Below are 19,564 nucleotides of genomic sequence, written 5' to 3' on the forward strand. Positions count from 1 at the left end.
AGAATTTACCCTCCGCCCTTCGCCTAAAGTGATTTTGGTAAATTTGGCTATTCACACCCTCTTTAAAGTAAAGTTCCTTTGATCCTTATCGCTGTTTTACTCATTAGTTTTCTAGCTTCCTTGGTTCGCTCCTCTTTAGGATTTGGGGAAGCACTCGTAGCGGTCCCTCTGCTGCTTTTTTTCCTTCCTGCGGATGTAGCCGTACCGCTTGCCGTGATGATTTCGGTGGTCATTGCCCTAGAGATCGTACTACAAGACCATTGAAAGATTCACTTTGAGAGTGCCAAATGGCTTTTTCTTTAGGTTCGTATACTACGGCCTAATGGTCATAAGTCTTATTTTACTTGGGACGATCCTAGCCTAAAGAATCTTGCCCCCAATAAGTGCGAGACCTATATTAAGAAGAAAGGTTTTCAAGGTCTTCTAGGAACTTTTCAAGCGCCACTCTTCGGTGGCTAATTTCATTCTTTTCCAAAGGATCCATCTCGGCAAAGGTCTTGTCATAGCCTAAGGGAACAAAAATAGGATCGTAACCAAACCCCTTTTTTCCTTTGTTTTCTGTTAAAAGGGTTCCATAGACACGGCCCTCGTAGTACTTGGGACCGTCTTTTGTAAAGTAGCACATCACCGTCACAAAATAAGCGCTGCGATCTTGTACTCCTTCCAACTCTTGGAGAACTTTTTCAATGTTGCGCTCAAAATCATGGTCGGAGGCATAGCGCGCAGAATAAATTCCGGGTCTTCCGTCTAAGGCTTCGACCACAAGTCCTGAGTCGTCTCCTAAACTTGGAATGCCTGTCTCTTTATAGCAGTATTCCCCTTTGATAAGAGCATTTTCAAAAAACGAACTTCCGTCTTCGATGATTTCCTCTAAAAGGTTTACGTCTCGTAAACTTTTAACTTGGAATTTCCCTTCCAACATTTGTTGGATTTCTTCTTTTTTATGTTCGTTGTGCGTAGCGACTAGTAAAGATTTCATATAGGCAAAGGTAAGAATTAATCGGCGTGATGAATTTCGTATTTTTCTGTAAAAAGGTAAAAACAGACGGCAAAAATTACGACCCCGATTCCAAGCAGTGCAATGGAAGGAATTCCAAAGAATTGGGAGAAACTCTCCGTGCCACTGTACATGATTAGTATACTGGAAAGTGCATTGTTAAAGGCGTGTAAAAGAATCGGCATCAGAAGAGACTTTGTTCGGTAATACACAAGGCCTAACACATAGCCTAAAAGAACCGCTCCTACAAATTGCCAAGGGTTTCCGTGAATGATTCCAAAAAAGATTGCACTTATCCATATGGACGTAATGGGACCAAGTCCCCCATTCTGCAGTCCTTTTTGAATGATTCCTCGAAACACAATTTCTTCAAAAATGGGCGCCATCACAACGGCCATTAGAATCATGGTGAGTGGATCCTGAGAGAGCATCTGCATCAGCTGCGAAAACCACTCGTAGAGTTCCCCGAAAACCGGTCCTGTCGTGGGAATGAGTTCTGTAAAGTACTCCGCAATAAACATCATGCCGAGCATAAGAGGGAAAATTAGCAGATAGGTAGAGACGTTCTTGGTTGAAAAATTAAAGGAAAGCTTTTTTCCGGTGCTAGGTCGACAAATAAAATAATCAAAGGCGTAAATCGCTCCCACCCACATCAGCGCATTCGATAGGATTAAGTATAAATTCTCGTACTGAAAGTTTATTCCAAAGGCCATCATCGAGAGTACATTTAGGACAGAGAAGCCCAGCAAAGGGACAAATCCTCCAAAGAAAAGAACAAGCGCTCCTTTCCATGTAAAAACGTAATTGGGCCTGGTTTGGGCTGAGTTTTCCATTGTCTTTTCGTCTTTAGGGCAAATATAAAGAAACTTAGAGCTTCGAACGTTTTTAATTCTAACAAAAAAACACGAATTTTGCAGCTACAAATATCTATATGGCCAGTTTAACCACGGAAATACAAAAACGAAAAACCTTTGGCATTATTGCCCACCCGGATGCCGGGAAAACCACCCTTACAGAAAAACTCCTACTTTTTGGGGGAGCCATTCAGGAGGCGGGGGCTGTGAAGTCCAACAAAGTGAAAAAGGGAGCTACTTCCGATTTCATGGAAATCGAGCGTCAAAGAGGAATCTCTGTGGCCACCTCGGTGCTTGCTTTTGAATACAAAGGGCATAAGATTAATATCTTGGATACGCCGGGTCACAAAGATTTCGCAGAAGATACCTTTCGGACCCTAACGGCCGTGGATTCTGTGATTGTAGTGATTGACGTAGCAAAAGGGGTTGAGGAACAAACGGAGAAACTAGTTCAAGTCTGCCGTATGCGAAACATCCCTATGATTGTTTTCATCAATAAATTAGACCGAGAAGGGAAAGATGCCTTTGATCTTCTCGACGAAGTGGAGCAAAAGCTCGGTCTGCAAGTCGTCCCTCTTTCTCTTCCTATTGGGATGGGTTCTGAATTCCAGGGGATTTACAATCTGTGGGAAAAGAACATCGAACTTTTTGTGGAGGAACGAAAACAAAAAGTAGGTCAATCGCTTAAAATTGAGGATTTATCCGATCCAATCGTAGAGGAAATGGTGGGAGCGAAAGCCGCAGAAACCCTTCGGGAAGAATTGGAACTCATTGAAAGTGTTTATCCGGAGTTTGATCGTCAAAAGTACATGGACGGAGAACAACAGCCTGTATTTTTCGGATCTGCTTTAAATAACTTTGGGGTTCGTGAGCTTTTGGATGCTTTCATTCAGATTGCCCCCATGCCACAACCAAAAGAATCGGATCTTAGACTCGTAAGGCCCGAAGAAAAGAATTTTACCGGATTTGTCTTTAAGATTCACGCCAATATGGATCCTAAGCACCGGGACCGTCTTGCGTTTGTTAAGATTGTCTCGGGAACCTTTAAAAGGAATGAAAATTACCTACTGGTAAGAGAGGGGAAGAAAATGAAATTTTCTGCGCCAAATGCCTTTTTTGCAGACAAAAAAGAAATTGTGGACGAAAGCTTCCCAGGCGACATTGTAGGACTGCACGATACGGGAAATTTCCGAATTGGAGATACGCTAACGGCAGGAGAAAAACTTTCCTTTAAAGGGATTCCTTCCTTCTCTCCAGAACATTTCCGTTATATCAACAATACCGATCCACTCAAGGCAAAACAACTTGCGAAAGGAATCGATCAATTGATGGACGAAGGGGTAGCGCAGCTCTTCACTCTCGAAATGAATGGACGAAAAATCATTGGAACCGTTGGTGCTCTTCAATACGAAGTGATTCAATACAGACTTGAACACGAATACGGAGCCAAATGTACGTATGAGCCGATTTCTATTCACAAAGCCTGTTGGGTGGAAGCCGACGAGAAGTCCGCTGAATTTACTGAGTTTGCAAGATTAAAGCAGCGCTATTTAGCCCGAGATAAATTCAATCAGCTTGTTTTCCTTGCGGATTCCTCTTTTACCATTCAGATGACTCAGGAGAAATTTCCAAATGTAAAACTTCATTTCATTAGCGAATACAAAAACTAAGGAAATTTTTATTCATTTCCACTACTCAAGGCGCCTGCTTTATGAAATTTAGGGGCGCCTTTTTATTCTTGTTAACTTCCCTACGGCTTAAAGAAACGAGTGCTTCTATTAAGTTTTGCGACCGAATTTATATTTGGGAATACTAATTGCAGTAATTCGTGCACTAAAAATAATCAATGAAATATTCGTTCATCTACATACTTCTACTCGCCTTTCTTAGTTCTTGCTCTGAATCCGAGTTTAAGGAAACAAAAGATACCATCCAGCAGGTAAATGAGTTATTTAAATCCGCCAAAGAAGGGCTGAAAACGATGGATTCCATCTCCATTATGGTGGAAGATTCTGCCGATTTTCATCGGGTGATTGTTCCGCAAATTGAAAAGCATAAAAAAACAGCCGAACGCTTAATCAATGGCAATGCAAAGACGATTGACTCGCTCAATACCGTTTTAAAAGAAACGGCAGGAACCCTTGAAAAAAGTACGGAGCTTTTAAAAACCGTGGATTCCGCAAGACTTGAGATTAATGAGAACTCGAGTGCAATAGACATTTTAGGCACCGTAACTAAAACGCTGAGTAAACTTTCCAAGCAAACGAAATCAAAACCTAAAGAAGCTCCTCTGGATTCAAGTTCAACAGGAACCTCAAAAGACCTAGATGCCACCACTCTATCGCCAAGTAGTCCCACTCGTTCTGAGACCAATACTCCCCTTGAAACTCGAGGTTCAACAGCGAAAATGAAAGTGAGTGTGGAGGACCTCGATCGGGCTAATAGTGTCCTTGAGAATGGAATGCATCTCTACGATGCAAAAGTGAAATCAGAAAGTTTTGGAGAAGTACAGGGCAAAGCAACTAGAGAGCTAACCCTTTTAATCCCAACTCGCCACTTTGAAAGAGCCCTTGACTATTTTGGCTCCAAACTAGGAACCTTAAGAACCAAGTCCATGGAGACTTGGAGTTTTAATGGTTCTACGGATGAGCTTTCAACGCTTGAACTAACCTTAGAGCAGTCCGCTGCCTTCGCAGGGAACGAGCCCCTTACTCCTAATTCAAACGATGCAAAAGAAATCAGCCCCTACAAGGAGCCGTCTAAAAGTGCCTTTATGCAAGGACTTGAGTATGGGAAACAGGCTCTTGTCTTTTTGCTTCCCTTTTGGCCTTTCCTTCTTCTTCTGATTGTAGGAATTTATTTCTGGAACCGAGCGAAAAAAAGAAAAGAACAAAAACAGGTTTCTCCAGTGGAAACGAAAAGTAATTCTTCTTTCGAACCTAGTGTAAAAGTGAATGAGCAAACCAAGGGAGAAGCAGAGACAAAAGTGGAGACGAAGTCTGAAGAATCCTACTACAATTCTCCTTATGCTCCTAAGCCCAAATCGGGACCGGATCAAATGCCGAAACCTACGCAGGAGCCCGATACCGATCCTGAGGATCCTTATGCAAAGTATAAGCCTAAGTCCTAACTCTAACGCAATAAAAAACCCACTTTCAAATTCTTGAAAGTGGGTTTTTTAGTAGAAATTACCTCAAGTAATACTTAAAGCTTGCCGGGTATTAATCCACGCTCGGTGCCGAGGTAAAGTCCAACCCCTAGCGCGACTAAAAGTAGCGCAGCGTAGATAATAATAGTGCTTTTATTTCCTTTGGCAAGGGCCACGATAAAGAGTCCAAATACACCCAGAATCACGAGTCCCATTTTGGTTAGAAAATCACTTGTGAATATAGAGGCTGCTACAGCCATCAGGGACAATAAATGGAACACTCGTTCTCGTTTGATAATATACTTTTTCATTCTAATCTTTCAGATGGCTATTTCATATTCACGACTCGATCTACAATGTACTTTGTGTTGCCTCTCCAAGGAAGGGCTCCTTTGTACTCTTTGTAATGCAGATCAAAGTGCTTTCCACTGTTTTCTTCTAAAACCTTGAATACAGCAGGATTCTCAATGGAGAATTCAAACTCATAAGAAGTAAGATTTCCGGTTTTGCCTTTGCCAAAACCTTCTTGAATAATCTTGCCTTCGTAGGTTTTAAACACGTATCCTTTGTGAACGGCAAAATTCAGGTACCCTGATTTTACGCCTTCACCAAAGACAAAATAGTATTTGTACCAACCAAAGATACCTAGGAGAAGTATCACAACTGAAAGGACGATCCATGTATATTTCATAAGGAAAAAATTAAAAAGCGCTTTAGAAGCTCTAGGCTTCAAAAGCGCTTTGTGTGAATTTTTATTTTGATATCGAACGGGAGATCACAATTTTTTGGATCTCGGAGGTTCCTTCGTAAATCTGCGTAATTTTCGCATCTCTCATCATTCGCTCCACGTGGTATTCTCTTACGTACCCGTAACCCCCGTGAATTTGCACGGCTTCAATGGTGGTGTCCATTGCCACTTGAGAGGAGTAAAGTTTTGCCATAGCTCCACTTTCCGAAATGTCTTTGCCTTCGTCTTTTTCAAACGCAGCTTTGAAACATAGCATTCTGGCAGCTGTAATTTGAGTCGCCATGTCTGCAAGTTTAAAAGCGATGGCTTGGTGATTAATAATCTCGGTTCCAAAGGCTTTTCTTTGCTTTGCATACCCTAAAGCGAGCTCATAAGCTCCGGCTGCAATTCCAAGGGCTTGAGATGCAATTCCAATGCGCCCTCCGTTCAGTACGGCCATCGCAAATTTGAATCCAAATCCATCCTCTCCAATGCGGTTCTCTTTCGGAACTTTCACATCCGTGAACAAAAGAGAATGCGTATCGCTTCCGCGAATTCCTAATTTGTCTTCTTTCGGACCAATTTCAAATCCTTCCCATCCTCTCTCGACGATGAAGGCATTGATTCCTTTGTGTTTTTTTTCTGCATCGGTCTGTGCGATTACGACGTAATAGTCTGCCGTCCCTCCATTAGTGATCCAGTTTTTCACTCCGTTTAATAGATAATGGTCTCCCTTATCAATTGCGGTTGTTTTTTGAGACGTTGCATCGGAACCGGCTTCCGGTTCAGAAAGAGCAAACGCTCCAATGACTTGTCCATTTGCAAGGGGCACTAAGTATTTCATTTTTTGCTCCTCGCTTGCGAATTTTTCAATTCCGGCGCAAACAAGAGAGTTGTTTACGGACATGACAACGGCTGCAGAAGCGTCTACTTTTGCTATTTCTTCCATTGCGATGACGTACGAGAGGCTGTCCATGCCTGCCCCACCATATTTAGGATCTACCATCATTCCAAGGAGTCCCATTTCGCCCATCTTTTTGACTTGCTCGTGAGGAAATTTTTGATCACGGTCTCTTTCAATGACCCCAGGCAACAATTCACTCTTAGCAAAATCTCTTGCGGCTTGTTGAATCATCAGGTGTTCTTCTGATAAATTAAAGTTCATATGACGTTTTTTTATTAAAGGGTAAAAATACAATTTTACGAGGAACCTAAAAAATAAACTTTTTTTGGAGTTTGACAAAAAAATGATACATTTACAAGAGCCTTCCATAGGAATTGACAGAATCACTACAAATAATAAAAATACTACTTATATGTCCATTAGACGCTTATTTGATATTGCCCATCACGCCTTGGCAAAATACCCGAACGAGACCATGTTTGCCACGAAGTACGAGGGCAACTGGAAATCGATTTCCTCACAAGAGTACATTAACCAAGGAAATACGATTTCTCGAGGTCTTTTAAAGTTAGGCATTAAGCCTGGAGACAAGATCGCTTTAATTACCACCGCCACAAGAACGGAATGGGCGGTTATGGACTTAGGGATTTCTCAAATTGGAGCCGTATCGGTTCCGGTCTACCCTTCTATTAGCGCCGAGGATTACAATTACATATTTAACAATGCAGAAATTAAATATTGCTTTTTGTCTGATGAGGCTCTCTATGAGAAAGTAAACTCTATTAAAGGACAGGTACCTTCTTTGCAGGGCGTTTTTAGTTTTGATACGATTCCAGGAGTGGCCAATTGGCAAGAAGTCCTTGACATGGGTATCGATTCTAGCAATCAAGGAGAAGTAGAAGACATTGCAAAAACGATTAATCCTGAAGATTTAGCGACCATTATTTATACTTCGGGTACGACAGGGAAACCTAAAGGGGTGATGCTTACGCATCATAACATTGTTTCCAATGTACTTGCTTCTAACAGTCGTATTCCACGCAGGAAAGGATTGTCTCACAAGGACACTAAAGTTCTTAGTTTCCTTCCTATTTGCCATATTTTTGAGCGTATGCTCTTTTATTTGTTCCAGTACAATGGACTCTCGATCTACTTTGCAGAAAGCATTGAGAAGATGGGCGACAACATTAAAGAAGTCGAACCTCACTACATGAGTGTGGTTCCCCGACTGCTTGAAAAAGTATACGATAAGATCTACGATAAAGGCACAAGCGCGGGAGGCCTTAAATCCAAAATATTCTTATGGGCTCTTAGCGTAAACGAAGCAAAACAGAGCATTTCTGCTCCTTCCGGCCTAAAACAAAAACTAGCAGACAAATTGGTGTTCTCTAAGTGGAGAGCCGGACTTGGAGGAAATATCATTTGTTTAGTTTCAGGATCGGCTGCTCTCTCGAGCCGTTTAAACCTTTTGTTCCAAAATGCGGGAATTACGATTTTGGAAGGCTATGGACTTACGGAAACCTCCCCAGTAATCTCTGTGAATTCTGTGGGACAAATTAAAGTCGGAACCGTGGGGCATCCTTTAGAAAACTTGGACGTGAAGATTCAATCGGACGGAGAAATCACGGTGAAAGGACCTAGCGTCTTTAAAGGTTATTTTAAGAACGAGGAATTAACCCGCGAGGTCTTTACTCCGGACGGATACTTTATGACCGGAGACATCGGTCATGTGGACAGCGAAGGCTATTTGCAGATTACAGATAGAAAGAAGGAAATGTTTAAAACCTCGGGTGGGAAATACGTTGCCCCTCAAGTAATAGAAAACATTGCCAAAGCTTCTAAATTCATTGAGCAAATTATGGTTGTAGGTGAAGGAGAAAAAATGCCATGTGCCCTAATCCAGCCGGATTTCAATTTCGCGAAGGCTTGGGCCGAGCGCAAAGGGTATTCCCTGGGAAGTACCCAAAGCGAAATCGCTTCAAACGAACAATTAAAAGAAAGAATTAGTAAGGAAATTGAGGAGATAAACAAGAACTTAGGACATTGGGAGCAAATTAAGCGTTTTGAGCTCACACCTGAAGTATGGTCCATCGAAGACGGACAGTTGACTCCTACCCTTAAATTAAAAAGAAAAGCCGTAAAAGAGCGTTATTTGGATCTATACAACCGTATGTATTCACGTTCCTAAGAAAGAAATAACTTTTATTTTTTAAATTTTTATTTATTTTTAATTTTTTCGCTCCTTACAAATTGTGGGGAGCGATTTTTATCAGAATTGCGACTGCCCTTTTTTCAATACTTGAACTTCTTAAATATCTTCCGATTCCCATCCCTGTCACAAAATACCATGGATCCTATAAAGTTTAACAATTTTTTGGGAGACTGTTATGCGTGAATTCTAAATATTTGCAAAAAATTAATTTATGAAAAAGATATACTTGTTTTTTATCCTTTTAGTGGGCTGTCTCCTGAAAGCTCAATTCGTTTCTGGAACCATTGTATCGAAAGAAGATATGCAGCCTATTTCTTATGCCAAAATTGGTATTGAGAATCAAAGCGTGGGAACCATCGCGGATGAGAAAGGACAGTTTCAAATTCAATTAAAAGACCTTGATCCAAAAACAAAATTAAAGATAGAAGTAGGTGGTTTCGAACCCTATTCTACTTCCATCGAACAATTTTTAAAGGAAAAACAACACACGATCACACTCATTGAAAAAGTAAAAAATATTGAAGAGGTCATCATTGATCCTCGAAAATACAGTAGAAAAAATTGGGGGATTTCGACGAAAACAAAAAGCTTATTGATTGGACATAATCCTTCCAAAAGTAGCGAGGACCAATCGAAGGAAGTAGCCATGCTCTTTCGAACCCATAAAAAAACGAAAATTGAAAAAATCAATATCAATATTTCAGATTTTGAAACAGACCGCCCTGTTTTCATTCGATATTCCGTTTATGACAAAAATCTAAAATCAATTCTTTCTGAAGATTTACACGATGAAATTACTTCAGAAAAAATAGTGGATGGCACCTATAGTTTTGATGTCTCTAAGAATAACATCTGGGTCGAGGATGATTTCTATGTTGGGATTCAGCTACTAAGTGATTTCAATGGCCGCTTTTACATGAGCGGTGCTTTGATGGGAAATAAAACCATTTATCGAAATTACCTTGGTGAATGGAAAAAGGTTCCGCTTTTAACTCCCGCAATCAATATTGATGTGAAAATTCAAAAATAGTTGCACGTCAATCCATTGTCGCCAAATTTTATTTAAAAAAAATGAAAATTTTTGCCTTATTACTATTTTCTGCTTTCGCTTTAGCGTGCAACGCACAATCCACCATCTCATTAGAACAAGCTATGGAATTTAGAAATTCCCCGGATGGAATCCCAGATAATGTGACCTACGTCAAAGATATCAATAACCGATTGAATCAATTTGTTGGTACTTGGAAAGGAAATTTTGATGGCAAAAGTTATGAATTCAGATTTGTGAAAAGAGAAAAATATGGACGGTACACAGTAGAATGGAATGATATCGTTGGCCGAGCTTCCGTTTCAATCGGTAACTCTACAGTATATAACACCCTTAATGAATTGGATGATAACAAGACCTACTTGTGGGGCTATTCAATACAGAACAATGTGTATACTTTGAACTTTATCGCAAATATAGATTGTAATGATAGTGGGGATTTATTTATTGAAGTTTCCCCCTCAAATCCAAATCAGATGACCTTGTATTTTGTTAGAGATATTGATATACTTGTAGATATTGAGAAAAAATGTCCCAATTACTCTTCCTATGTTCCGTTAATGCCATCAAAAAAAATGATTTTAGTAAAGCAGTAGCAATTAAAGAAATTTGTCTGGTAAAACAGGCCTTTAGACGAACTTCTATATTCTCTAGGTCGAAGCTTAGGATTCCTAAAAATAGGTACGAAAAAGGGCATGAAAAAACCCTTGGAAATACTTCCAAGGGTCTTCATTTTTCTATTTTGAAAATTTAAAACTTTATAACGTCTTTCATTTTTTCAATTTCTTCCATCACTAAATCGTCGTCTACTAGGATTTTTCCACTGTGTTCGTCGATGATGATTTTCTTTCTTTGGGCAATTTCCATCTGCTTTTGCGGTGGAACCATGAAGAAAGATCCTTTTGGAGCTCCTCTTTCCAGACCCACAACGGCAAGACCGTTACGGGAGTTGTCACGAATTCTTTTGTAAGACTTTAAAAGTCTTTGGTCGATTTTCGTAGCAAACTCTTCGCTTTTAGAATTCAGGTAATCTTCTTCTTTTTGCGTTTCTGCGATAAGTCCTTCTAATTCTTCTTTCTTGAATTTTAAATGCTGTTGATACTCTTGAATCTTTTGTTTCAATTCTTCAAGGGTTTCGTTCTTGCCTTCAATTTTAAATCCGAATTCTTTTACGCGCTTTTCTGCCAATTGAATTTCCAATTCTTGGAATTCGATTTCTTTTGCAAGGGCTTCGAACTCTTTGTTGTTACGCACGTTGTCCTGCTGAGCTTTGTACTTTTCGATCAAAGTGTTGGCGTGGCTAATCACTTCGTTCTTGGTGTTAATCTCTGCGTTTTGCTCCGCGATTTCCTCTTCAAATTTCAACGCTCGTTTTTCAAGGCCTTCGATTTCAATTTCTAAATCTTCTACTTCAATCGGAAGTTCACCTCTCGTGTTACGGATTTCATCCAATCGAGAATCGATTATTTGAAGATCGTATAGCGCTCTTAGTTTTTCCTCCACTGAAATTTCGCTTGTTTTCTTAGCCATATTTTTATAAAAAATAATTAACAGGATTAGTTTTCTCCTTTGTTTTAGAGATTGCAAATTTAGGAAATTTTTCCGACAATATGTCAAATAATTGTTGAGTAACAAACTGTTCCGATTCGAAGTGCCCAATATCACAAAGCAGTATTTGATTTTCAGACAGAAAGAAATCGTGGTATTTTAAATCGCCGGTCAAATAGGCATCGCAGTTTGCGCTTTTTGCAGCTTGAATTCCGCTAGCCCCGCTCCCACCGAGGACTCCGACTCGCCTAATGGGTTTGCCTGTATCGTTTGAGTGGCGGATCACTTCTAAATTGAAAACACTTTTTACAAGCTCCAAAAATGCCTCGAAACTTAGTGCTGCGGGAAGTTCGCCGTAGCGGCCAAGTCCTGAGTAAGAGTTTTTGTTTTCTAGTTTGTGGATTTGATAGGCGACTTCTTCATAGGGATGTACCATTTTAAAGGCATTTGTAATTTGTGAAGATTTGTATGACTCGAAAATCACGCTTATAAGATCTTCCTTCGCATGGCTTCGCTCGTTTAAATGTCCAGAAAAGGGACTAGAACCCTCTTTCGGACGAAACGTGCCCTCTCCTTGCACAACAAAACTACACTCGTCATAGAATCCGGTATTGCCCGCACCTGCCTTAAACAGGGCTTCTTTTACCTCCTGGGTGTAGTCCCGAGGTACATAGAGTTGCAATTGACTTAGCTGTCCTTCTTTGGGCATTAGGATCTTTTGATCGTGCAAACCTAAAGCCTGGCAGATGCCATAGTTCACGCCAAAATAATCGTTGTCAAAGGAAGTGTGAATGGCATAGATTGCAATTTTATTTTCAATCGCTTTTAGAAGCGAACGCTCTACATAATCCTTCCCTGTGATCTTTTTAAGTCCGGAAAATACAATGGGATGAAAGCACACGATTAAATTTTTATTCTCTTCAATCGCTTCCCCGACCACGGATTCTAAGGCATCGTGGCAAACCAGGATCCCTGTGATCTCACGAGAAAGGTTCCCGCATAAAAGTCCCACATTATCAAAATCCTCGGCACTTCGAGGGTGGATTCTAGTTTCCAATTTAGAAATTACTTCGTGTAACTGCATTTTTTCATTAAGTTTGTAGCGAAATTAGTGATAATTTTCAAATTAGAATATGGATTCAAAGCCACCAGAGTTCGAACAAGAGTTCAATTACATTCCCGAGAGGAAAAAATGGAAGCGTCAGGTATACCGCATTATCTATAGGGCCGACACGCCCATGGGGAAGTTATTTGACATTTGTCTTCTGATTCTTATCGGCCTTAGTGCTCTTATTGTCATGATGGAAAGTGTGCCCAACATTGATTTGGAGTACCATGTCTATTTTATAGTGCTCGAAGTTATTATTTCCCTCGTGTTCACGATTGAATATATCCTAAGAATTATCACCATTCGAAATAAGAAGACCTATATTTTTAGCTTCTTTGGTCTCATTGACCTTCTTGCCATTGTTCCCTTTTACTTGAGTCTATTCTTTCCAATTACGAAGTATTTCTTAATCATCCGCATGCTTCGCATGCTAAGGATTTTTAGAATTTTGAACCTGCTAGATTTCATGAATGACGGTATGTTTATCATACGTGCTCTTAGAAACAGTTCGAGAAAGATTTATATTTTCCTGCTTTTTTTAATGATCTTTTCGGTCATTGTAGGCTCCTTAATGTATATGGTGGAAGGACATCGTGAGGGATTTGAAAGCATCCCCCAATGTATTTACTGGGCAGTAGTGACGGTAACTACTGTGGGGTATGGAGATGTGGCGCCGCAAACTGGCATTGGGAAATTCTTTGCCACCATTTTGATGCTAGCAGGTTATTCTATTATCGCGGTTCCAACGGGAATTGTGACTGCAGAAATGAGAAACAAGAGACAAAACTTGGAAAAGGTTTGTCCTCGGTGTGGAAATGAGGACATAGATGACGATGCAAATTATTGCAAAAAATGCGCTGAGCGAGTCGCCCACTAGATAATGCCTTCGAAGTAACTATCTTTAGCCGCCTCGTAGCCAATTTGAAACATTTGGTCCATTCGGGTTTTCTTTCCTTCAAACATATGAAAGTTCACGAGTTCTGCGGGATTAATAAACCAATCGCACATTCCACTTTTCCCAATTTCGACTTGAGAGGTCATTAAGTCATAAGCGCGTGAAGTGACCGCCATGACTGATTTTAGATCTTCTTTTTTTGCTTCTTTCTTTGGTGAGAAATAAACTCCAATAATTTTCTTTGCGCTGTACTTAAGGACATCGGAAGGGAAATTGTTTAAGATCGCTCCATCGTTATAGAGTCCCTCTCCGATTTTGTAGGGAGTGGCAATCATGGGAACGGCGCAAGACGCAATAATCGCATCCGTTACTTTCACATCCCCCGCAAAGACCTCAAGTCTTCCGCTAAGTATATTGGTGGCCGTGATAAAGACCTTCTTATCTAAGTCGTCCATCACTCGGTCCTCAAAAACGGGATTTAGGTATTTCTTGAACATATCCGAATGGATGAATCCTCCCCCTTTTAGTAGAGAGAAATGATTCCACTTAAAAAAGTAAACGGATTTAAAGAAATCCACAATTTCTTGCGGAGATTTTCCTACGGCGTAAAAGCTGGCTACAATCGCACCTGCGCTAGTGCCTGCAAGAACATCCGGATGAATGTCTTGTTCGTTTAAGAACTTGATGACCCCGGCGTGAGCAAGTCCTTTTGTACCGCCACCGCAAAGAGCCAGACCTAGATTATACACGTGCGTAATTTTTTCTTAAAAGTAGAGAAAATATTTGAAAAGGAAATTTTCCATAAATAAAAAGACTTCCAATAAGATTACAGATCCTTTTCTTCGTTCCAATAATAGGAATCGGGGGTTTCTCGCTTGCCGAAAATGGCTGTACCCACTCGAATAATCGTAGCGCCGTGTTTAATCGCAAGCTCAAGATCTCCACTCATTCCCATGGAAAGCTCTTTCATTTCCACCGTTGGAATTTTCGCCTCTGAAATTTGATTTCGAATCAGGGCCAAACGTTTAAAGCAGGCCTCTACCTTGTCCATATCGTCACTAAACAGCCCAATGGTCATAAGTCCTTTTATCTTTAAATTGGGAAGAGAGGATACGTACCTGCAAAACGAAATAGCTTCCTTGGGATCCACTCCGAATTTACTGGCTTCCACTGAGGTATTGACTTGTAGCAAAACCTCTATGGTTTTGTTCTCCCTCTCAAGTCTTTCTTGTAGCTTTTGAGCTAAGTCCCGGCGGTCAAGGGAATGCAAACATTTTACCTCGTAGCGCAACAGTTCTTTAATTTTATTGGTTTGCAGATGGCCAATGAAATGATTGGTATGCCTGAGGGACTCCAGAGGACTGAATTTTTCCTTGAGTTCCTGAATTCGGTTTTCTGCGATGAGCGTATGGCCTGAGCTAAATGCTAAGAGAATCTTTTCAGGCTCTACTGTTTTGGTCGCGAGTAAAAGTTTTACTTCTTTGGGATCGCGATTAAACTCCTGGCAGGCGGTAAGCATTCGCTTTTCGATGGCCTTAATGTTTTCTAATAGATAAGAATCCATACTCTGTTTAGTAAAAAAGCTCCAGAGAAATCTGGAGCTATGTTAATAAAAGGTTTTCTAGTTCTAGATGTGAATTACTTCGCCGTAGGCTGCTGCGACCGCTTCCATGACCGCTTCTGAGATCGTAGGATGGGGATGCACGGATTTAATAATCTCGTGACCTGTGGTTTCTAGTTTTCTTGCCACAACCGCCTCAGCGATTAAATCGGTGACGCCCTCACCTACCATATGGCAACCCAACCACTCACCGTATTTGGCATCAAAAATTACTTTGATGAATCCGTCTGTGTTTCCATTCGCGGTTGCTTTTCCGGAAGCAGACAATGGGAATTTCCCTACTTTGATATCAAAGCCTTGTTCTTTGGCCTTCTTCTCCGTTAGTCCGACAGAAGCTACTTCTGGGTGCGTATAGGTACAGCCTGGAATGTTTCCGTAATCAATGCGTTCGATGTCTAAACCTTTGATTTTTTCGACGCAAGTGATTCCCTCTGCAGAAGCCACGTGAGCTAAAGCTTGGGTTGGGATAATGTCTCCAATGGCGTAGTAACCCGGCACAGAAGTTTCGTACCATTCGTTTACTAAGACATGTCCTTTTTCGGTTTGAATTCCGGTTTCTTCAAGCCCGATATTTTCAATGTTCGCTGAAATCCCTACCGCAGAGAGTAAAACTTCTGCTTCTAGGGTGATTTCCCCGTCTTTGGTTTTTACTTTTGCTTTAACGCCTTCTCCCGAAGTGTCCACAGACTCAACAGAGGCGCTGGTCATAATCTTAATTCCTGCTTTCTTCAGAGATTTTTCTAATTGTTTTGAAACTTCCTCGTCTTCAACAGGGACTACATTGGGCATGTATTCTACAATGGTTACTTCCGTACCCATGGTGTTATAGAAGTCGGAGAACTCGACGCCAATAGCGCCAGATCCTACCACAATCATAGATTTAGGTTGCTTCGCCATAGAAAGCGCCTCACGGTATCCAATTACTTTCTTTCCATCTTGTGGAAGGCTAGGTAGGACTCTTGAACGAGCTCCTGTGGCGATGATAATATGGTCTGCACTATATTCTGCAGTCGATCCGTCTTCTTTTGTTAATTGAATCTTTTTTCCAGGAAGCACTTTAGCCGTCCCCTTTAAAACTTCAATTTTATTCTTTTTCATTAGAAACTGGATTCCTCCACTCATTTTGGAAGCCACACCTCTACTTCTATCGATTACTTTTGAAAAATCAAACCCTGGATTTTCCACTTTATTTAATCCGTAGTCTTCGGCGTGATTCAAATAATTAAAGACATGGGCTGACTTTAATAAGGCCTTGGTTGGGATACATCCCCAGTTGAGGCAAATTCCACCCAGGTTTTCTTTTTCAACAATAGCGGTTTTAAATCCTAATTGAGCGGCTCTGATCGCAGTCACGTAGCCTCCAGGACCACTTCCCACAACAATGATATCGTAGTTCATATTGAAATTATTTAATCACAAAAATAAGGAAAATTCTTGTGAATTGAATGCGCATTCCTTTTAAATCAACTTTGAATGTTTTAGTAGCTCTTTCTAAGGGTCTTATTTTAATGGACACGCCGTTTATTTGAGTTCGCTCGATTGAGGAAATTCACTTTTTTACTTTGTCTATCGGACTTGAAAGAAGATTTTCCAGAATTAATCTTACGTTCACAGCCTAGAAAAAAATAATTACTAATTTTGTTTCATTAAGAACGTATCGCAATGAAGTACACACTTTTACATCGTGGAAAGAGTGTTTGGAAATCCACTCCCACAAAATTCATCACGTGGATGAGAAAGTCCGATCGTCAAGAGTTTGAAACCAACCAAGAGTTTATGGAGGGCTATGCCCACCGCAAAAAAATCTTCGAGTCGATCTCTCTTCGCCCTCATTCGGAAATGACTTTCCTCGAGGATCTTGAATCGTACGGTCTTTTAAAAAGAGAAAATGCGAAGCGCTGGCTTCTGTTTTAGAATAAAAAAAGCGAACCGTTCTGGCTCGCTTTTTTTATGTAGTAACTTTTTTTACAAGGCGGTGAATTTACTAGGATTGGCCTCATGAAACAAAGTATAGATTTTCTCCACGATATCGTCTACGGAAGGTTTAGAGAAATAATCTCCGTCGCTTGCATAGGCAGGTCTATGGTTGTTCGCTGTAATGGTTAATGGATCGCTATCCAGATAACGGAATCCCTTTTGTTTCTCCATGATTTGTTGAAGCAAAAAGGCAGAGGCACCTCCTTCCACGTCTTCATCGATAATAACCAAACGAGAAGTCTTTTTAAGACTCTCTAAAATCTCATGGTCTAGGTCAAAAGGAATAAGAGACTGAACATCGATTACTTCCGCGTTAATTCCAAGTTCTTCTAAACTTGCAGCCGCTTCGGTAACTACTTTCCATGTAGATCCATAGGTCACAAGGGTCACGTCACTGCCCTCTTTTGTAATGTCAATTTTCCCTACAGGGATTGTGAATTCGCCTAAGTTGTCAGGCTGTTTCTCTTTGAGTCGGTAGCCGTTCAGACATTCTACGATTAAGGCAGGTTCATCGCTTTGAAGCATTGTGTTGTAAAAACCGGCTGCGATGGTTAGGTTTCTTGGTACGAGAACTTGAATTCCTTTGACAAGATTTAAGATTCCGGCCATTGGAGATCCGGAGTGCCAAATCCCTTCCAAACGGTGTCCACGAGTTCTTATAATCAGTGGGGCTTTTTGTCCTCCTTTGGTTCTGTATTGTACCGTGGCTAAATCATCACTCATTCCTTGAAGACAGTAAAGGATGTAATCTAGGTACTGGATCTCTGCGATCGGTCTAAGACCTCTCATGGCGAGTCCAATCCCTTGGCCTAAGATGGTGGCTTCTCGGATTCCTGTATCCGCTACGCGAAGTTCTCCGTATTTCTCCTGCATCCCTTCTAGACCTTGGTTAACATCTCCAATATTTCCGGCGTCTTCTCCGAAGACAAGGGTATGGGGATACTTTTCAAACAATTTATCAAAATTGTTTCTCACCACGACTCTTCCGTCTACTTCTTTCGAATTTTCACTAAACACGGGTTTTACCTCTTTCACAAGAGTGGATTTCCACTGAGATTCGGAATAGAGATGAGAAGAATAGTTATCCTTTTCTATTTCGAAAAGCTCTACAAATTTTTCATTTAAGGCCTTTCTTTTTTCAGACTTTACACCACGAGACAGAAGAAGTGCTCTTCGAACGAGGTGGAAAATATCTTTTTTTCCTACAGAAACAAGCGCTTTAAATCGAGCGAGATCCTCGCTGATTTTGCTTTGTTCCTCTACAAGGCTTTCCACTAGGGGAAGCAATTGGGATTTAATCTCCTGGATGGCTCCTTGGTAACTATCCCAAGCTCCTTTTTGGGCAGCCTTTGTAATTTGTTTTGCCTCTGCATCTAAAGCATTAAGCTCTTCTACAGTCGCTAGTCCTTCTTCTTTCCCGTTTAAATCTACGGTGTAATCTAAGATCCACTCTTTGAATTTGACAAGTCCGTCAAATTCACCTTCCCAAGAAAGTCTATCCTCGTCCTTGTACCGTTCATGCGATCCTGAAGTCGAGTGCCCTTGAGGCTGCGTGACTTCAATCACGTGAACCACGACGGGAACACTTTCATTACGGGCATAATGCTCTGCTTTCCCATAAGCATCAAGTAAGGAAGGATAATCCCAAGCTCTCACTTGAATGATTTCGCATCCTTGAGCTTCTCCCTCCTTTCTTTGGAATCCAGAAAGCATCTCAGAGATATCTACCTTCGCTCGTTGGTTGTGCGTGGGAACCGAAATCCCATATCCGTCATCCCAAATCGATACAATCATAGGGACCTGCAGGGCGCAAGCTGCATTCAGGGTTTCCCAGAAATGCCCTTCTGCGGTGGAGGCGTCTCCAATGGTTCCGAAAGCGACTTCGTTTCCTTTGTTAGAGAACGTTTCACTTCCTTCAAAAGATAAGGTTTTGTAGACTTTCGAAGCCTGCGCAAGACCTAGAAGTCTTGGCATTTGTCCTGCGGTCGGGGAAATGTCTGCCGATATGTTTTTTAATTCTGTTAAGTTCTTCCAGCTTCCGTCTGAATTTAAGGTACGAGTTCCGTAATGTCCATTCATTTGGCGTCCTGCAGAGGCAGGTTCTCTCTCGACACTGGTGTCGGCATAAAGTTGAGCATAGAAACTCTCTGGCGTAAGACCGCCTACGGCCATAGCAAAGGTTTGGTCACGGTAGTATCCGGATCTCCAATCTCCCTCTCTAAAGACTTTGGCCATCGCGAGTTGAGGAAGTTCCTTTCCGTCTCCAAAGATTCCAAATTTCGCCTTGCCAGTCAAAACTTCTCTTCGTCCTAGTAGGGACATTTCTCTAGAGATACGGCCGAGCTTATAATCCTCTAAAACGGACTTTTTGAAATCTTCAAACGATAATTTTTGGGTTTCTATATAGGTGGTTTGCATAAACTTTAGCTTTTCACAAATATACTATATTTGTTTAAAACACAACCTATTGAGTATCAAGAATGTTCTAAAATCGCATTGCGAATTACGTAAAAAAAAGGAAGGAA

General features: G+C 41.0%; 19 protein-coding genes. 8 read left to right on the top strand and 11 right to left on the bottom strand.

Annotated elements, in window-relative coordinates; genetic code table 11:
• Positions 1-78: 78 nt before the first annotated feature.
• Positions 79-264: a hypothetical protein gene (locus ACX3PU_RS09675; RefSeq protein WP_459084832.1), complete on the top strand. Its 186-nt coding sequence runs from the start codon at positions 79-81 to the stop codon at positions 262-264.
• Positions 265-397: 133 nt separating this feature from the next.
• Here ACX3PU_RS09675 and rdgB read toward each other — a convergent pair whose 3' ends face one another.
• Both rdgB and ACX3PU_RS09685 read right to left on the bottom strand, forming a co-directional pair.
• A complete protein-coding gene (rdgB, locus tag ACX3PU_RS09680) occupies positions 398-979 on the bottom strand; it encodes an RdgB/HAM1 family non-canonical purine NTP pyrophosphatase (protein ID WP_459084833.1) in 582 nt (193 codons plus the stop codon).
• Between the two features lie 17 nt (positions 980-996).
• The gene (locus ACX3PU_RS09685; protein WP_459084834.1) at positions 997-1,830 is read right to left on the bottom strand and encodes a CPBP family intramembrane glutamic endopeptidase; all 834 of its coding nucleotides are present in this window, start codon (positions 1,828-1,830) and stop codon (positions 997-999) included.
• 98 nt (positions 1,831-1,928) lie between these two features.
• On the opposite strand from ACX3PU_RS09685, the gene ACX3PU_RS09690 reads away from it, so the two are divergent.
• Both ACX3PU_RS09690 and ACX3PU_RS09695 read left to right on the top strand, forming a co-directional pair.
• The gene (locus tag ACX3PU_RS09690) at positions 1,929-3,521 is read left to right on the top strand and encodes a peptide chain release factor 3 (protein WP_459084835.1); all 1,593 of its coding nucleotides are present in this window, start codon (positions 1,929-1,931) and stop codon (positions 3,519-3,521) included.
• A gap of 176 nt (positions 3,522-3,697) precedes the next feature.
• Entirely contained in the window at positions 3,698-4,981 is a 1,284-nt protein-coding gene (locus tag ACX3PU_RS09695; protein WP_459084836.1) for a hypothetical protein, read from the top strand.
• Positions 4,982-5,055: 74 nt separating this feature from the next.
• Here the strand turns inward: ACX3PU_RS09695 and ACX3PU_RS09700 are convergent, their stop codons facing one another.
• From ACX3PU_RS09700 to ACX3PU_RS09710, 3 genes are all read right to left on the bottom strand, one after another.
• Positions 5,056-5,310 (bottom strand): hypothetical protein, encoded by a 255-nt coding sequence (locus ACX3PU_RS09700; RefSeq protein ID WP_459084837.1) that lies wholly within the window; start codon positions 5,308-5,310, stop codon positions 5,056-5,058.
• Positions 5,311-5,327: 17 nt separating this feature from the next.
• Positions 5,328-5,690 carry a hypothetical protein gene (locus ACX3PU_RS09705; protein ID WP_459084838.1) on the bottom strand — a complete coding sequence of 121 codons (363 nt, stop codon included), beginning with the start codon at positions 5,688-5,690 and terminating at the stop codon, positions 5,328-5,330.
• A 61-nt stretch (positions 5,691-5,751) separates the two neighbouring features.
• The gene (locus ACX3PU_RS09710) at positions 5,752-6,891 is read right to left on the bottom strand and encodes an acyl-CoA dehydrogenase (RefSeq protein WP_459084839.1); all 1,140 of its coding nucleotides are present in this window, start codon (positions 6,889-6,891) and stop codon (positions 5,752-5,754) included.
• A gap of 151 nt (positions 6,892-7,042) precedes the next feature.
• Here ACX3PU_RS09710 and ACX3PU_RS09715 point away from each other — a divergent pair, with 151 nt between their 5' ends.
• From ACX3PU_RS09715 to ACX3PU_RS09725, 3 genes are all read left to right on the top strand, one after another.
• Positions 7,043-8,818: an AMP-dependent synthetase/ligase gene (locus ACX3PU_RS09715; protein WP_459084840.1), complete on the top strand. Its 1,776-nt coding sequence runs from the start codon at positions 7,043-7,045 to the stop codon at positions 8,816-8,818.
• Positions 8,819-9,053: 235 nt separating this feature from the next.
• Positions 9,054-9,872: a carboxypeptidase-like regulatory domain-containing protein gene (locus tag ACX3PU_RS09720; RefSeq protein WP_459084841.1), complete on the top strand. Its 819-nt coding sequence runs from the start codon at positions 9,054-9,056 to the stop codon at positions 9,870-9,872.
• 41 nt (positions 9,873-9,913) lie between these two features.
• Positions 9,914-10,486 (top strand): DUF6705 family protein, encoded by a 573-nt coding sequence (locus tag ACX3PU_RS09725; RefSeq protein WP_459084842.1) that lies wholly within the window; start codon positions 9,914-9,916, stop codon positions 10,484-10,486.
• 154 nt (positions 10,487-10,640) lie between these two features.
• Here the strand turns inward: ACX3PU_RS09725 and ACX3PU_RS09730 are convergent, their stop codons facing one another.
• Entirely contained in the window at positions 10,641-11,420 is a 780-nt protein-coding gene (locus ACX3PU_RS09730; RefSeq protein WP_459084843.1) for a zinc ribbon domain-containing protein, read from the bottom strand.
• A gap of 4 nt (positions 11,421-11,424) precedes the next feature.
• A complete protein-coding gene (locus ACX3PU_RS09735; protein WP_459084844.1) occupies positions 11,425-12,522 on the bottom strand; it encodes a Nif3-like dinuclear metal center hexameric protein in 1,098 nt (365 codons plus the stop codon).
• Positions 12,523-12,571: 49 nt separating this feature from the next.
• On the opposite strand from ACX3PU_RS09735, the gene ACX3PU_RS09740 reads away from it, so the two are divergent.
• On the top strand, positions 12,572-13,423 hold the full coding sequence (locus ACX3PU_RS09740; protein WP_459084845.1) for an ion transporter: 852 nt from the start codon (positions 12,572-12,574) through the stop codon (positions 13,421-13,423).
• Here ACX3PU_RS09740 and ACX3PU_RS09745 read toward each other — a convergent pair.
• From ACX3PU_RS09745 to lpdA, 3 genes are all read right to left on the bottom strand, one after another.
• Positions 13,420-14,190: a patatin-like phospholipase family protein gene (locus ACX3PU_RS09745; protein ID WP_459084846.1), complete on the bottom strand. Its 771-nt coding sequence runs from the start codon at positions 14,188-14,190 to the stop codon at positions 13,420-13,422. The two genes, ACX3PU_RS09740 and ACX3PU_RS09745, sit on opposite strands and share 4 nt — an antisense overlap.
• Positions 14,191-14,267: 77 nt before the next feature.
• On the bottom strand, positions 14,268-15,005 hold the full coding sequence (locus tag ACX3PU_RS09750) for a YggS family pyridoxal phosphate-dependent enzyme (protein ID WP_459084847.1): 738 nt from the start codon (positions 15,003-15,005) through the stop codon (positions 14,268-14,270).
• 63 nt (positions 15,006-15,068) lie between these two features.
• Complete coding sequence (lpdA, locus tag ACX3PU_RS09755) at positions 15,069-16,460, bottom strand: dihydrolipoyl dehydrogenase (RefSeq protein ID WP_459084848.1); 1,392 nt, start codon at positions 16,458-16,460, stop codon at positions 15,069-15,071.
• A gap of 264 nt (positions 16,461-16,724) precedes the next feature.
• Between lpdA and ACX3PU_RS09760 the strand changes: the two genes are divergently transcribed.
• Positions 16,725-16,976, top strand: a complete 252-nt coding sequence (locus ACX3PU_RS09760) for a hypothetical protein (RefSeq protein WP_459084849.1) — start codon at positions 16,725-16,727, stop codon at positions 16,974-16,976.
• Between the two features lie 51 nt (positions 16,977-17,027).
• Here ACX3PU_RS09760 and ACX3PU_RS09765 read toward each other — a convergent pair whose 3' ends face one another.
• Entirely contained in the window at positions 17,028-19,457 is a 2,430-nt protein-coding gene (locus ACX3PU_RS09765) for an alpha-ketoacid dehydrogenase subunit alpha/beta (RefSeq protein WP_459084850.1), read from the bottom strand.
• Positions 19,458-19,564 lie beyond the last annotated feature (107 nt).

Source organism: Chryseobacterium sp. A301 (assembly GCF_054489425.1).